This window comes from Desulfuromonas soudanensis (assembly GCF_001278055.1).
Taxonomy (GTDB): domain Bacteria; phylum Desulfobacterota; class Desulfuromonadia; order Desulfuromonadales; family WTL; genus Deferrimonas; species Deferrimonas soudanensis.
In genome coordinates, this window is the sequence record NZ_CP010802.1 from 3,805,139 (window position 1) to 3,818,525 (window position 13,387).

Annotated in this window: 13 protein-coding genes; 8 read left to right on the forward strand and 5 right to left on the reverse strand. The window is 65.9% G+C overall.

Translation table 11 applies throughout. From position 1 onward, the window contains the following. Nucleotides 1–54: 54 nt before the first annotated feature. The 4 genes from sucC to folK all read right to left on the reverse strand — a co-directional run bounded on the left by sucC (nucleotide 55) and on the right by folK (nucleotide 2,984). Nucleotides 55–1,251 carry an ADP-forming succinate--CoA ligase subunit beta gene (gene sucC, locus DSOUD_RS16900; protein WP_053552105.1) on the reverse strand — a complete coding sequence of 399 codons (1,197 nt, stop codon included), beginning with the start codon at nucleotides 1,249–1,251 and terminating at the stop codon, nucleotides 55–57. A gap of 201 nt (nucleotides 1,252–1,452) precedes the next feature. Beyond that, on the reverse strand, nucleotides 1,453–2,100 hold the full coding sequence (fsa, locus tag DSOUD_RS16905) for a fructose-6-phosphate aldolase (RefSeq protein WP_053552106.1): 648 nt from the start codon (nucleotides 2,098–2,100) through the stop codon (nucleotides 1,453–1,455). A gap of 64 nt (nucleotides 2,101–2,164) precedes the next feature. After that, complete coding sequence (locus DSOUD_RS16910) at nucleotides 2,165–2,416, reverse strand: eL24 family ribosomal protein (RefSeq protein WP_053552107.1); 252 nt, start codon at nucleotides 2,414–2,416, stop codon at nucleotides 2,165–2,167. Between the two features lie 4 nt (nucleotides 2,417–2,420). Further along, entirely contained in the window at nucleotides 2,421–2,984 is a 564-nt protein-coding gene (gene folK / locus DSOUD_RS16915) for a 2-amino-4-hydroxy-6-hydroxymethyldihydropteridine diphosphokinase (RefSeq protein WP_232426466.1), read from the reverse strand. Nucleotides 2,985–3,045: 61 nt separating this feature from the next. Between folK and DSOUD_RS16920 the strand changes: the two genes are divergently transcribed. The 5 genes from DSOUD_RS16920 (at nucleotide 3,046) to DSOUD_RS16940 (ending at nucleotide 9,107) form a co-directional block, all read left to right on the forward strand. Then, the gene (locus DSOUD_RS16920) at nucleotides 3,046–3,471 is read left to right on the forward strand and encodes a VOC family protein (protein WP_053552109.1); all 426 of its coding nucleotides are present in this window, start codon (nucleotides 3,046–3,048) and stop codon (nucleotides 3,469–3,471) included. Nucleotides 3,472–3,624: 153 nt separating this feature from the next. Continuing rightward, nucleotides 3,625–5,289: a methyl-accepting chemotaxis protein gene (locus DSOUD_RS16925; protein WP_053552110.1), complete on the forward strand. Its 1,665-nt coding sequence runs from the start codon at nucleotides 3,625–3,627 to the stop codon at nucleotides 5,287–5,289. Between the two features lie 122 nt (nucleotides 5,290–5,411). Next, entirely contained in the window at nucleotides 5,412–6,353 is a 942-nt protein-coding gene (locus DSOUD_RS16930) for an AAA family ATPase (protein WP_053552111.1), read from the forward strand. Beyond that, nucleotides 6,314–7,216: a DUF58 domain-containing protein gene (locus DSOUD_RS16935; protein ID WP_232426467.1), complete on the forward strand. Its 903-nt coding sequence runs from the start codon at nucleotides 6,314–6,316 to the stop codon at nucleotides 7,214–7,216. The genes DSOUD_RS16930 and DSOUD_RS16935 overlap by 40 nt, the downstream gene beginning before the upstream one ends. After that, nucleotides 7,203–9,107: a transglutaminase TgpA family protein gene (locus DSOUD_RS16940; RefSeq protein ID WP_053552112.1), complete on the forward strand. Its 1,905-nt coding sequence runs from the start codon at nucleotides 7,203–7,205 to the stop codon at nucleotides 9,105–9,107. Before DSOUD_RS16935 ends, DSOUD_RS16940 begins: the two co-directional genes overlap by 14 nt. Before the next feature lie 79 nt (nucleotides 9,108–9,186). Here DSOUD_RS16940 and pcnB read toward each other — a convergent pair whose 3' ends face one another. Beyond that, nucleotides 9,187–10,506 (reverse strand): polynucleotide adenylyltransferase PcnB, encoded by a 1,320-nt coding sequence (pcnB, locus tag DSOUD_RS16945; RefSeq protein WP_053552113.1) that lies wholly within the window; start codon nucleotides 10,504–10,506, stop codon nucleotides 9,187–9,189. Between the two features lie 187 nt (nucleotides 10,507–10,693). Here pcnB and miaA point away from each other — a divergent pair, with 187 nt between their 5' ends. The 3 genes from miaA (at nucleotide 10,694) to DSOUD_RS16960 (ending at nucleotide 13,379) form a co-directional block, all read left to right on the forward strand. Beyond that, nucleotides 10,694–11,596: a tRNA (adenosine(37)-N6)-dimethylallyltransferase MiaA gene (miaA, locus tag DSOUD_RS16950; RefSeq protein WP_053552114.1), complete on the forward strand. Its 903-nt coding sequence runs from the start codon at nucleotides 10,694–10,696 to the stop codon at nucleotides 11,594–11,596. A gap of 1 nt (nucleotide 11,597) precedes the next feature. Beyond that, nucleotides 11,598–12,881: a glycosyltransferase family protein gene (locus DSOUD_RS16955; protein WP_053552115.1), complete on the forward strand. Its 1,284-nt coding sequence runs from the start codon at nucleotides 11,598–11,600 to the stop codon at nucleotides 12,879–12,881. 126 nt (nucleotides 12,882–13,007) lie between these two features. Then, nucleotides 13,008–13,379: a PilZ domain-containing protein gene (locus DSOUD_RS16960; protein ID WP_053552116.1), complete on the forward strand. Its 372-nt coding sequence runs from the start codon at nucleotides 13,008–13,010 to the stop codon at nucleotides 13,377–13,379. Nucleotides 13,380–13,387 lie beyond the last annotated feature (8 nt).

The following is a 13,387-nucleotide window of genomic DNA, read 5'->3' on the forward strand; positions in this document are numbered from 1 at the left end:
AATTCTCCTGCAAGGGGCGACGGCAGACTTTTGACGGGGACGAAGAAAGAGGGCTTAGGGCTTTTTCGCCCTGCCCTTCGGCCGGGCCTCGGCGCTGTCGAGCATCTTGACGATGCGCCGGGCGCCGTCGCCGAGGCTGTCGGCGGTCTGCACGTTGAGCCCCGACTCCTTGAGCAAAGCCTTCCCTTCATCGACCTGGCTGCCGTCCATGCGCACGACGATCGGCAGGGGGCAGTCCACCTCGCTGGCGGCGTCGATGATCCCCTGGGCGATAACGTCGCAGCGCATGATGCCGCCGAAGATGTTGACGAAAATCCCCTGCACATCCGGGTCCTGGAGAATGATCTTGAAGGCCTCGGTCACCTTCTCCCGGCTCGCCCCGCCCCCCACATCGAGGAAGTTGGCCGGCTTGCCGCCGCACTCGTTGAGGACGTCGAGGGTCGCCATCGCCAAGCCGGCGCCGTTGACCAGGCAGCCGATGGCGCCGTCGAGCTTGATGTAGGCGAGATCGTACTTGCCGGCGGTGATCTCCAGCGGATCGAGCTGCGAGTAGTCGATCATGTCCGGGTATTCACGGTGGCGGAAGACGGCGTTGTCGTCGAAGGCGATCTTGGCATCCATCGCCATCAGCCAGCCGGCCTTGGTCACCACCAGGGGGTTGATCTCCACCAGGGAGCAGTCCTTTTCCAGGCAAGCGCGGTAGAGGCTGAGGATGAGCTGCACGCAGTCTTCGCACAGGCTCCCCTTCAAGCCGAGGGCAAGGGAAATTTTGCGCGCCTGGAAGGAATGCAGACCGGAGAGGGGATCGATGGCGAGCTTGTGGATCTTCTCCGGGCTCTTGGCCGCCACCTCCTCGATCTCGACGCCCCCTTCGGCCGAAGCGATGAGGATGTAGCGCGAACTGGCGCGGTCGAGGGTGATGGAGAGATAGAACTCGCGGGCGATCTCCACCGCCTCCTCGACCAGGATGCGCCGCACGCGCAGACCTTCGGGGCCGGTCTGCGGCGTCACCAGCTTTCTGGCAAAGAGGTCCTTGGCCAGATCCTGCGCCTGCTCCGGGTAATGCACCAGCTTGACGCCGCCGGCCTTGCCGCGGCCGCCGGCGTAGATCTGCGCCTTGACCATGCAGCGGCCGCCCATCATCTTGGCGGCGCGTTCCACCTGGTCGGCGGTCAGGCAGACCCGGCCGCGCGGTACCGGGATATCGTAGGTGCTGAGAATCTCCTTGGCCTGATATTCATGGATGTTCATGGCGCCTCGCTTCTCTGGTAGAGGATACGTCTTTTAAGCATGCTGAAAACTGGAGGGGATGCCTTCCGTAAACTACCCCCTTAGAACCGCCCAGCGCCAGGAAAAAATTTAGTCAGGATAAATTCGGAACAAAAAAACCGGCGCACATCTGCCTCATTCTAGCAGACGCGCGCCGGCTTGCCAGCAAGGGGTGAAAATGAGCTATTTTTTGGTCTTGTCCCAGTCGGCGAGGAATTTCTCGATCCCGACGTCGGTCAGGGGGTGTTTGGCGAGCTGCAGCATGACGCCGTAGGGGATGGTGCAGACGTCGGCGGCGACCAGGGCGGCGTTGAGGATGTGCAGGGGGCTGCGCACCGAGGCGACAATGATCTCGGTGGAAAAGCCGTAGTTGTCGAAGATGGTGCGGATCTGCTCGACCAGCTCCATCCCGTCGTGGCCGACGTCGTCGAGGCGGCCGACGAAGGGGGAGACGTAGGTCGCCCCGGCCTTGGCGGCGAGGAGGGCCTGCAGCGGTGAGAAGACCAGGGTGACGTTGGTCTTGATCCCCTCGGCGGAGAAGATCCGGGTCGCCTTGAGCCCCTCGGGGGTCATCGGCACCTTGACGACGATGTTTTTCGGGTTGATCGCCGCCAGGGCCCGCCCCTCCGCCACCATCCCTGGAGCGTCGAGGGCGATGACCTCGGCGGAGATCGGCCCGTCGACGATGGAGACGATCTCGGTGATCACTTCCTTGAAGTCGCGGCCGCTCTTGGCGATGAGCGACGGGTTGGTGGTGACGCCGTCCACCAGTCCGAGTTCATGGGCGGCGCGGATTTCGCTGACTTCGGCGGTATCGATGAAAAACTTCATGGGGAAACTCCTTCGGGGTGAGGGATCCTAATTTGTCCGGGTGCGCTGGGAACAGAGGGCGGAATCATTTTTGACCGCTGTAATCATCACGGCATTTTTTCGAACAGAAATATTTTTCCTCCCCGCCGACGGTCCTGCTGAGCGCATCGGTCCGGGGGAGGTAGGTCCCGCACTGGGGGTCCTGGACCATCTCCTCTCCCTTCGGACTCTCCGCGGTCGTCCGGGGAGAGCGGGGGAGGAAAAGGATCCTGAGGAAAAGCCGCAGGAGGGTATAGCCGAGAAAAAAGAGGAGAAAAACGAACAGGAGACGGATCATCGATTCACCAGGTTTCGGCCAGGAGTTTCACCCCCTCCCTGTCGGGGCGGCGCTCCAGCAGTTGACGGACGGTCAGGCCGAGTCCGGGGTGTACCAGGCCGGGAGCCAGCTCCTCCAGGGGGACGAGGATGAAGGCCCGCTGATGAAGCCGCGGATGGGGGAGAATGAGACGGGCGTCTTCCCGGACGGTCCGACCGTGAAACAGAAGATCGATATCGAGGGTCCGCGCCCCCCAGCGCTCACGGCGGCTGCGGCCGAAGGCCTCCTCCACGGCCAGGCAGGCCTCGAGGAGGGAGAGGGGAGAGCGTTGTGTCGCCACGGCCAGCACCCCGTTCAAATAGGGCCCCTGCCCCGGCGGTCCGCCGACGGGTGCGGTTTCATAGAGACGCGACCCTTGGAGGACCCGGACTCCGGAGACTCCGTCGAGCGCGATGCGCGCCCCGCGGAGGGTGGCGAGGCGGTCGCCGAGATTGGAGCCGAGGCCGAGATAGGCCGTGACCGTGGGGAGAGATGCGCTGTCCATGGGCGACGATTTAACCACACCGGAGCCGGAGGAGTCAATCGCCACTCCTTTGCCCCTTGCGCCGCAGGCGTCCTCGTGCTAATTAATCCCCATAAAGGAGCCCCTCATGAGCCTGACCCTGACTCTTGCCGTCGACGATCTGGAGCGAACCGCCCAATTCTACCGCGAGATCCTCGGTCAGGAGTTGGAGTCCTTCATCCCCCTCCCCGGGCACCCGCCCGTCCTCCTGCTGCACCGCGCCGAGGCGACCATCCTCTTTCGGGAGTCCGCCGCCCTCGAAGGCCTGCACCCGGCCCTCTTCCAGAATCTCGAACGTCACCCCCGGGGAGTCGGCATGATGCTGGAACTCTCCACGGAAGATCTCGGCCCGACCCTGAGGGCCATCGCCCGATTCGACCTGCACGTCCCCTACGAAATCGACGACGCGCAACACCGCCGCCGGGAGGTCTGGCTCCACGATCCCGACGGCTATCTTATCGTTCTCAGCGAGGATGCAGGGGGCGCGGAGGCGGGTAAATCTTCAAAATTTTGACACGCCCCCCCTCTCCGGGGTTTTTCCAGCCGCATAAACCGGGGAATTCGGCCTTATTACGGGGTTGGCGCATTTTTTGCTAAATTAATCCTCCGCATTCCCCGAGCATCACCCGCAAAATATCCGAGGGCCGTTCATCGAAGGGAAGATCAGATGAAAAACATGGGCATCACCGCAAAGTTCGTCGCCATCGTCTCGCTCGTCACCCTCCTTCTCCTCGGCGCCATCGCCGCTGGGGTCCTGGTGAGCGCCACCGCCCTGCAGAATCGCCAGACCGCGGCCTTCACCGACATTCTCCAGGGGGAACAGGCCCAGCAGGAAGTTCTGCTCCGGGAGAGTCTGGAGAAAAAGGGGCGCCTGGCAGCGGAACTGATGGCCCAGACGGCCGTCGGATTCATCTTCAACTACGACTACGACAGCCTTGCCCAGATCGCCGGCAACGCCCAGCGCGACGGCGATATCACCTCGGTGGTCTTTTTCGACAGGGACGGCAACCCCCTGACCCCCCAAGCCGAGGCCGCCGGGGGAGAGACCCTCATCCGCCAGCAGATCGTCTACCGGGGAGCGGACGCCGAAGAGACCCTCGGAGAAGTGGCCGTCTCCCTCGATTTCACCTCCGTGGCCGAGGCCAAGGAGAAGCTCGCCTCCCGCATCGCCGGAATCGTCGCCGACTCGGAGGCCGCCAACGACGAGGGGATACTTTCCCTGACCTGGCGCATCGCCGCCCTGACGCTTGCGGGGCTCTTGACCCTGTGTCTGATTCTCTCTTTTGCCTTTTCCCGTCTCATCGTCCGGCCGCTGCGGCGCTCCATCGCCGTGGCCGAGGCCATAGGCGCCGGGGATCTTTCCCTGGAGATCGCGGTCAAAAGCGGTGACGAAATCGGTCAGCTCGCCGGCGCCATGGCGGCCATGGCCGACTCGATGCGAGAAGTCACCGCCCTCGCCCAGCAGATCGCCACCGGGCGCCTCGATGTCCGCATCAAGGAGCGCTCCGGCCGGGACGAATTGATGCAGGCCCTGCAGGCCATGGCCTCCAAGCTCGCCGAGGTCACCCGGGAGGTCCGCCTGACCGCCACCAACCTCGGCGCCGGCAGCCGGCAGATGAGCGCCGGCTCGCAGCAGATGTCCCGGGGGGCGGTGGAACAGGCGGCCGCCGCCGAAGAGTGTTCTTCTTCCATCGAGGAGATGAGCGCCAACATCCGCCAGAATACCGACAACGCCCTGCAAACGGAAAAGATCTCCGCCCAGGCGGCAGCCAGCGCCCGGGAGGGGGGGCTCGCCGTTACCGATACCGTCTCTGCCATGCGGCAAATTTCCGGGCGCATCCTGATCATCGAAGAGATCGCGCGCCAGACCAATCTGCTGGCCCTCAACGCCGCCATCGAAGCGGCCCGGGCCGGGGAACACGGCAAGGGGTTTGCCGTGGTGGCCTCCGAGGTGCGCAAGCTCGCCGAAAGGAGCCAGAGCGCCGCCGCCGACATCAACGCCCTCTCCACCTCGAGCATGGCTGTCGCCGAACACGCCGGAACGCTTCTCGAGCGCATCGTCCCGGACATCGAACGGACCGCCGAACTGGTCCAGGAGATCTCGGCGGCGAGCCGGGAGCAGGACGCCGGCGCCGACCAGATCGGCCGGGCGATCCAGCAGCTCGACCTCATCATCCAGCAAAACGTCGCCGTCGCCGAAGAGGTGGCCGGCGCCGCCGAGGAACTCTCCCTGCAGTCGGAGCAGCTGGAATCCCTCACGGCTTTTTTCGTCGGCGTCGACGAAACAGGCACCGAGGACCAAACCACCTACGCTCTCCCCAACCTCTCCTGACCGTCCCTTCCCCCGGAAAAACCGGGGGATCTTTTTTTCCTTCGTCTTCCTCCCGGGGAGGATTTCTGCCATACTGACGGACGTCCCCCTCGAGCCACCGGCCCCGAAGGAAAGGAGCGGCCATGCCCCTGCACAAACGCGATGAAATTCTCCGCGTCATCGACACCCTCACCGGGCGCTACCTGCAGGGGAAGGTGCGGGCCATCCGCCTGGCGCTGATCACCCTCCTGTGCGGCGGTCACCTCCTCATCGAGGACATCCCCGGCCTCGGCAAGACCACCCTCGCCCTGGCCCTGGCCCGGGCCCTCGGGCTCTCCTTCGGCCGCATCCAGTGCACCAGCGATCTCCTCCCCTCGGACATCACCGGCCTCTCCATCTTCGACCGCGACGAAAACCGCTTCCGCTTCGTTCCCGGGCCGATTTTCAACAATATTCTGCTCGTCGACGAGATCAACCGGGCCATGCCCCGGACCCAGAGCGCCCTCCTCGAGGCGATGGAGGAAGGTCGGGTGACGGTGGAGGGGCACACCTATCCTCTCCCCGACCCCTTTCTCGTCATCGCCACCCAGAACCCTGCGGAGCAGGTCGGAACCTATCCTCTCCCCGAGTCCCAGCTCGACCGCTTTCTGATCAGTACCGGCGTCGGCTATCCACCTTCGGACATCGAAAAAGGGATCATCCGCAACGGCAGCATCCGCGGGGAAATCCGGCGGATCGAGGCGCTTTTGACCCTCGACGACATCCAGGAGGCCCGCCAGACCGTGCGGGAATCGATCTATCTTTCCGACAAGGTCGTCGACTACATCTACGCGCTGATGGCCGCCAGCCGCTCCCACGCCATGATCCTGGCCGGAATCTCCACCCGGGGCGGGATCAATCTCGCCGACGCCGCCCGGGCCATGGCCTTTCTCGAAGGGCGGGATTACGTCATCCCCGAGGATGTGCAGCATATCGCCGCACCGGCGGCGGCCCACCGCCTCATCCTGCAGCCGGAACACGAGGGGCTGCGCAAGGAGGAGCTATTGTGCGCCATCGTCCGCCAGCTGCCGGTCCCCCTGGCCTGAAACTCACCCGAGCGGGGGTGGTCTACATCGCCCTCACCCTCCTCCTCGGCTTCGCCGCGGTGAACACCGGCAACAACCTCATCTACCTCCTCGTTTCGGCCCTCCTCGGCTTCATGGTCGTCTCGGGGATTCTCGGCCGGGAGAACCTGCGTCATCTGCACCTCGACCTCCTCCTGCCCGACGAGATCTACGACGGCATCCCCACCCTGGTCACGCTGCAATTGACCAACGGACGCCGCCGGACTCCTTCGTTTTTGCTCCGGGTCCTCATTTTCGACCAGGCCCCGCTCTTTGTGGCCATTCCCCGGGGGGAGACGGCGACCACGACCGTCGAAGTCACCTTCCGGGGGCGCGGCGCCAGGCCCCTGGAAGGTCTCCGCCTCTCCTCGATCTTCCCCATCAATTTTTTCCGCCGCTCCGTTCCCCTGGCAAAGGTGCCGACGGTCACCGTCTTTCCCGCGCCGCGCCCCTGCCCGGACCGGACCGCCGGAGGAGGCGTGCCGCGTCCGGGGGCGCGCCCCCTTTTCCGCCCCGGCCTCGACGGGGAGCTGGCGCGGATTTCCGACTACAGCGGCGCCGAACCGATGAAAAGCATCCACTGGAAGCTCTCGGCCCGCCACGATCAGCTCAAGGTCAAAAAAGAGGACGCCACGGAGGCCTCTCCCCTGCTCGTCGATCCCGACGGACTCCCGGGGGCCGGTCTCGAGGAGCGCCTGGGCTGCGCCGCCTTCCTGATCAACAGGAGCTGCCGCGCCGGGCGCCCCGTCGGCCTGAAACTCGGTGGCCGGATATTTGAGCCGTCCACCGGGCGCCCGCACAAACTGCGACTCCTCAAGGAACTGGCCGGACATGGTCTCGATTAGTACCGCCATTCATACCCTCTGCACCCTCATCGCCCTTCTCGGCTACGCCCTCCTCGTCCCCTATCTCGACCCTGCGGCCCTCCTGGCCCTCCCCCTGGCGCTTGCGGCGGGGATTTTCGGCAGGGTTCGGGGGCGCACCCTCCTGCCGGCGCCGGCCGCCACCCTTCTGTCCATCGCCGTCTTTATCTTCTACGCCAGCCGCATCTCCCTGGCCGCCGTCACCGGGCCGGTGGTCAACCTCCTGATCCTTCTCCTTTCGGTGCGCCTGGCGGCGGAGAAGAAGGGGCGGGATTACCTGCAGATCTGCGTCCTGGCGCTCTTCGCCCTGGCGGCCTCTTCACTCCTCTCCCTCTCCCCGGTCTATTTTGCCGCCCTGGTCGCCCAGGTGATCCTGGTCTCCGTCGCCCTGGTCCTCCTCTGCTTCCACAACGAAGCCCCGGCCCTCTCCCTCCCCCGCCCGTTGCTGCGGCAGGTCCTCACCACGGCCCTCGTCCTCCCCCTGGCCTCCCTCGTCCTCATGTTCGGTTTCTTCGTCATCCTCCCCCGCACCACCCACCCCCTGTGGAACTTTCTCAATCCCGCCACCGGCGGCACCACCGGATTTTCCGAAACCGTCGCCCCGGGGACGATGGCCGACCTCGCCGGCGACCCGTCCCTCGCCTTCCGCGTCCAGACCGAAGAACTGCCGCCGGAGGACCTCTACTGGCGGGGGATCGTTCTCGACACCCTGGAGGGAGGGGTCTGGAGTCGCGGTTCGGAGATCCCCCGCCGCCAGGAACGGGTGGCCGGCGGGCGGCTCCTGGAACAGGTCATCTTTCTCGAACCCAAAACCGACCCCTTTTTGCCCGGGCTCGACCTGCCGGTGACAATCCGAGAGATCCGCTCCAGCGGGTCGGGCGATGCCGTCTTCCGCGCCACGTCCCCCCCGAGGAGGCGGGTCCGCTACCGGGTCCTGTCGCGGCCGGGAGGAGTCTTCGAATCCGGCAGCGACAGCGTCCGGGGGATCTACCTGCAGCTTCCCGAGGGAATCTCGCCGCGCCTCAGGGAGACCGCCCGCCTCCTCGGCCGGGCGGACGAAAGCGCCGCAGTCAAGATCGCCCGCCTCGAAGAGTTCTTTGCCGCCCGGCACCTCACCTACGCCACCAGCGATCTCCCCCTCTCCGCCGACCCCCTCGACGAATTCCTCTTCGAAAAACGCCGCGGCTACTGCGAATACTTCGCCTCCTCCTTCGCCCTTTTGCTGCGCCTCTCCGGGGTGCCGGCGCGCCTCGTCGGAGGGTACTACGGCGGCACATACAACGCCCTGGGGGGGTACTACGCCGTCGCCGAGTCGAGAGCCCATGTCTGGGTGGAAGCCCTGGATGACGCAGGGCGCTGGGTGCGTCACGACCCGACCCGTTTTGCCGACAATCCCATCCTTTTCCCCGGCTCCCGGGAGGGGAGAGGGGTGCGCGCCCTCCTCGACGCCGCCCAGTTCTTCTGGGACCGGGCGATCATCGGCTACGACCTCGACAAGCAGATGGAACTCTTCGGCACGGCCAACCGCTCCCTGCGTTCCCTGCATTTCGGGGAGGGGAGTTTGGGAATGTTCGCCTGGATATGCGGAGGGATTCTTTTTGTCTGGGGGGTGGTCCGTGGGGTGCCGAGGCTGAAGGCGACCAGGGGAGAACGGCTGCTGAGAAGGTATCTGCAAACCGTCGAAAAACGATTCGGGAAGGAAGCGATTCGCCCCGGGTCGGGGCTGGAGGAGATTGCCGGGAGAACAGGGGACGAGCGCTGCCGGGAGTTTGCCGCCATCTACGGCGGCGCCCTCTATCGCGATCGTCCCCTGGAGGCGGAGGAGCGGCGGCGCCTGGCGACCCTGGTCAGGGCCCTGCGCCGCAGGGAGTAGGTTTTGGGCGCCTCCCCCTGCCGGTGGGTGGCCCGGGGGCCGGGCCTCTCCCTTCAGAAAGTCGGGGAGCGCCCGGCCGTCATTCTCCGGACTCCGGGGGCGCTGCGGGAGCGACTCCCTTGCGGCGCGGGCCGCGGCGGCGGCGACGGGGACGCCCCTTGGACGGCGTTTTTCCCTCCTCACCCCTGGGGCGCCCTTCGGAGGGGCCGCTTTCCGGCACCTCCTGCCAGCGGGCCACAAGCTCCACCCCCTCGCCCGTCGCCTCGCTCCACAGAGCCAGGAACTCCAGAGCCCCGCGGAAGGCCGGGTGCTGGAGAAAACGGCGCTCGCCGCGCATCCCGCGGCCGCGACCGAGACGGTAGAAACCGACCAGGAGCTCGCGGGCCTGATGGCGGACACCGTGGGCGATATGGAAGTAATTGCAGTGGGGTGCCAGCACCAGCCCGGCGATGCGCACCGCATCGGCGACGGTCAGCTCCTCGCCGGCCGGGCAGGCGCCGCGGAAACGGTGGAGGTGGAGAGCCGCCAGAACGAAGGGCTCGTCGATCGCCTTCCCCGAGGCGGTGCGGGCATCGACTTTTTCGAGGAGGGAGAAGGTCTCCTCCTCCCCCTCGAACCCCGCCAGGAGATGAGGGAGGAGTCCGGTGGCCTGGGCATTGCGCAGCACCTCCCCTCCCACCCTGTGGCGGAAGAGTTCCATCATTTCTTCGCGGATCCGCGCCGGGGCCGCCTCGGCAATCAGGGGGGCGCGCCGGTAGATCGCCTCCCGGACTTCCTCATCGAGAGTGAAGGCGAGGCGAGCGGAGAACTCCAGGGCGCGCAGCATCCGCACCGGATCCTCGGTAAAGCGCACCAGGGGATCGCCGATCACCCGCAGCCGCCGCGCCTCCAGGTCGTCGAGGCCGCCGACATAATCGATGATGGAGAAGTCCTCGATGTTGTAGAAGAGGGCGTTGATGGTGAAGTCCCGGCGGAAGGCGTCCTCCTGCGGGGTGCCGAAGATGTTCTCGGCGAAGCCGAAGTGGTCGTCGGGATTCTCCGGGAGGTCGTCGGGTCCGGCCTGCCGCCGGAAAGTGGCCACCTCGACCAGACCATCCTGCCCGAAGCGGATGTGGGCGAGGCGGAAGCGCCGGCCGACGAGAAAACAGTTGCGGAAGAGCTTCTTGACCTGGCTCGGCGTCGCGTCGGTGCCGACATCGAAATCCTTGGGGGTGCGCCCGAGGAGGAGGTCGCGCACCCCTCCGCCGACGAGATAGGCCTTGAAGCCGTTGTTGTGCAGCCGATAGAGGACCTTGAGGGTCTGGTCGTCGATCTGCTTGCGGGAGATGCCATGCTCGGCGCGGGGAAGAACCCGGGGGAGATTTGCCGCGGGGAATTGGTCGGTTTCGGAATCGGTCATAGGGTCGAATGTACACCGGGGGAAAGGGGGCCAAGGAGACGGCACCTGCGGCCGTCCAACTCCCTGTTTTTAGCAGATTATTACCACAAAGGGAAGAAGTAATGCGCCCCCGGGGGAACCGCAGGCGTTGAACTGCGGCAAGAAACCCCCTATGATGGACCGACAACCCCTTCCGAGAAAGAATGCCATGGTTCCGAATCTGCTCGTCGTTCTCGGCCCCACCGCCTCCGGCAAGACCCGCCTCGCCGTCCAGCTGGCACGGGCCGCCGGGGGAGAAATCGTCTCCGCCGACTCGCGCCAGGTCTATTGCGGCATGGACCTGGGGACCGGCAAGGACCTGGCCGAATACGGCGACACCCCCTGCCACCTTATCGATATCGTCGAACCGGGTCACGAATTCAACGTCTTCGAGTTCCAGCGCCGTTTTTTCGAGGCCTTCGCCGACATCTCGGACCGCAAACGCCTGCCGGTTCTGGTCGGCGGCACCGGGCTCTATCTCGACGCGGTGCTGCGCGGCTACCGGCTGATCGAAGTCCCCGAAAACCCGGCGTTGCGCGCCGAACTCGCCGGGCTCGAAGATGAGGAACTCCTGCGGCGCCTCGGGCAACTTCGCCCCGTCACCCATAACACCACCGATCTCCTCGACCGCGACCGGCTGGTCCGGGCCATCGAAATCGCCGTCGGTCAGGAGGGCGCGGCCGTAGGGCTCCCCCCCCTCCCCGTCCTGCATCCCCTGATCTTCGGCCTCCGCTGGGAGCGGCCCCTCCTGCGCCGCCGCATCACCGAGCGCCTCCGCCAGCGACTGGAGCTGGGAATGCTCGAAGAGGTGGCAGCTTTGCATGCCGGCGGAGTTTCCTGGGAAACCCTCGAGTTCTACGGCCTGGAATACCGCTTTGCCGCCCGGTTCCTCAAGGGGGAGCTGAGCCGCAACGACATGTTCCAGCAGCTCAACAGCGCCATCCACCAGTTCGCCAAGCGCCAGGACACCTGGTTCCGGCGCATGGAGCGGCAGGGGACCGAAATCCATTGGCTCGACGGTTCGGGCGATCCCTTCGGGGAGGCGCAGCGCATTCTGTCCGCGGCGTCCTGACGTGACCCCGGCCCCCCTGCCACCCGCCGTAACCCGGTACCTGGAAAAACGCAGGGCTCCCGGCCCCTGGGATCTGGCGGGGACCCGCCGCAGCGACTTCAGCACTGCGCTTGTGATTCCCGCCCTCGCCGAAGGGGAGAGCCTCCAGGCCACCCTCGGCAGTCTCGGAGAGAATCCCAGTGCCGAACGGGAACGCACCCTGGTGGTGGTCGTCGTCAATCACCGCCCCGACGCCGCGGCCGAAGACCGACGCGCCAACCTCTCCACCCTGCAGCAGCTGGCCGAAGGCCGCGTCCCTTCAGGACTGCAGCTTGCCTGGGTCGATGCCGCGACGCCGGGCTTCGAGCTCCCCCTGCGGGACGGCGGGGTCGGCCTGGCCCGCAAGATCGGTTTCGACCTCGCCCTGACCCGCCTCGACCACCGCTCCCCCTCGCCGCTTCTCGTCTCCCTCGACGCCGACACCCTGGTGCGCCCCGACTACCTCTCGTCTCTGCGGCGCCATTTCGCCGCCGCTGCCGAGGGAGCCGCCGTAATCCCCTTCCGCCACCAGCCAGGAGCCTGTGCCGCCTCCCAGCAGGCCATCGACCGCTACGAGCTCTATCTGCGGCACTACGTCCTCGGGCTCTTCCTCGCCCGCTCCCCCTACGCATTCCACACCCTCGGAAGCGCCATCGCCTGCCGCGCCGAAGCCTACATGCGAATGGGGGGGATGAACCGGCGGCGCGCCGGGGAGGACTTCTATTTCCTGCAGCAGCTGGCCAAGACCTGCGGAGTGGCGACCCTTTGCGGCACCCTGGTCCATCCCTCGGCCCGCTCGTCGCGTCGCACCCCCTTCGGCACCGGCCCCAGCATGGCGCGCCTGCTGGCAGGGGAAGAGGAGGCGGTGCTCTTCTTCCCCCCCGAAACCTTCCGGATTCTCGGCGCCTGGCTCGCCCTGGCGACGGCAGGCCGAAAGACGCCGGGGGAAGAGCTGCTGGCGGCCGCCGGGGATATCTCCCCCCTCCTGGCCGCCTTCCTCGACGGACTCGGACTGCCGCGCCTCTGGCGGCAGCTGCAGGAACAGCACCGCGACCAGGGGCGTTTCGTCGCCGCCTTTCACACCTGGTTCGACGGTCTCAAAACCCTGCAGCTGATCCATCACCTCTGCGCCGCGACGCTGCCGAAGACTTCGCCGGAGCGCGCCCTCCCCGCGCTCATGGCCTGGGCCGGCCTGCAGCCGACCACCCGGCTGGACCAGCAGATCGCCCGGCTTCGCAAACGGGAGATCCCCGGCGATATTCCCTGAAAGCTGGAAGGATTTTGCACTTATGTCTTTCTAATCCGCCAACTTTGCGGTATAAGGGTAAAAATTCCCCAGGACTTAAGTCCCATGACGGTTCGGCATCCTGCCCTTTCCCGACGGAGAGACCCTATGGATCAAGAACAGACCCCCTCCCCTCCGGCGGCCCAGCGCAAAAACCTGCGGTCGCCGCTGATCGTTCTCAAGGTCACCCTCGACGACGGAGCCAAGTCCTTCTTCGGTTACAGCAAAAACATCAGTCGCAACGGCATATTCATCGGCACGGTCAATCCCCGGGAGCCGGGGAGTATATTTCAGGTGGAGATGAACCTGCCGGCCCCCATCGGCCAAACGGTTCAATGCACCTGCGAGGTCGTCTGGAAGCGCCCCTTTCGCAAGGGCTCCCCCTACGAGCCGGGAATGGGGCTCAAGTTCCTCGATCTCCCCCTCCCCATCGCCGAGGCCATCGACCGCTGGGTCGTGGAACAGACCGGCCCGAGTTAAAGCCCCCT

Bases quoted from the DNA above. Each gene is read 5' to 3' on its own strand.
- sucC (WP_053552105.1), bottom strand. From the start codon at position 1,251: ATGAACATCCATGAATATCAGGCCAAGGAGATTCTCAGCACCTACGAT.
- fsa (WP_053552106.1), bottom strand. From the start codon at position 2,100: ATGAAGTTTTTCATCGATACCGCCGAAGTCAGCGAAATCCGCGCCGCC.
- DSOUD_RS16910 (WP_053552107.1), bottom strand. From the start codon at position 2,416: ATGATCCGTCTCCTGTTCGTTTTTCTCCTCTTTTTTCTCGGCTATACC.
- DSOUD_RS16920 (WP_053552109.1), top strand. From the start codon at position 3,046: ATGAGCCTGACCCTGACTCTTGCCGTCGACGATCTGGAGCGAACCGCC.
- DSOUD_RS16925 (WP_053552110.1), top strand. From the start codon at position 3,625: ATGAAAAACATGGGCATCACCGCAAAGTTCGTCGCCATCGTCTCGCTC.
- DSOUD_RS16930 (WP_053552111.1), top strand. From the start codon at position 5,412: ATGCCCCTGCACAAACGCGATGAAATTCTCCGCGTCATCGACACCCTC.
- DSOUD_RS16940 (WP_053552112.1), top strand. From the start codon at position 7,203: ATGGTCTCGATTAGTACCGCCATTCATACCCTCTGCACCCTCATCGCC.
- pcnB (WP_053552113.1), bottom strand. From the start codon at position 10,506: ATGACCGATTCCGAAACCGACCAATTCCCCGCGGCAAATCTCCCCCGG.
- miaA (WP_053552114.1), top strand. From the start codon at position 10,694: ATGGTTCCGAATCTGCTCGTCGTTCTCGGCCCCACCGCCTCCGGCAAG.
- DSOUD_RS16960 (WP_053552116.1), top strand. From the start codon at position 13,008: ATGGATCAAGAACAGACCCCCTCCCCTCCGGCGGCCCAGCGCAAAAAC.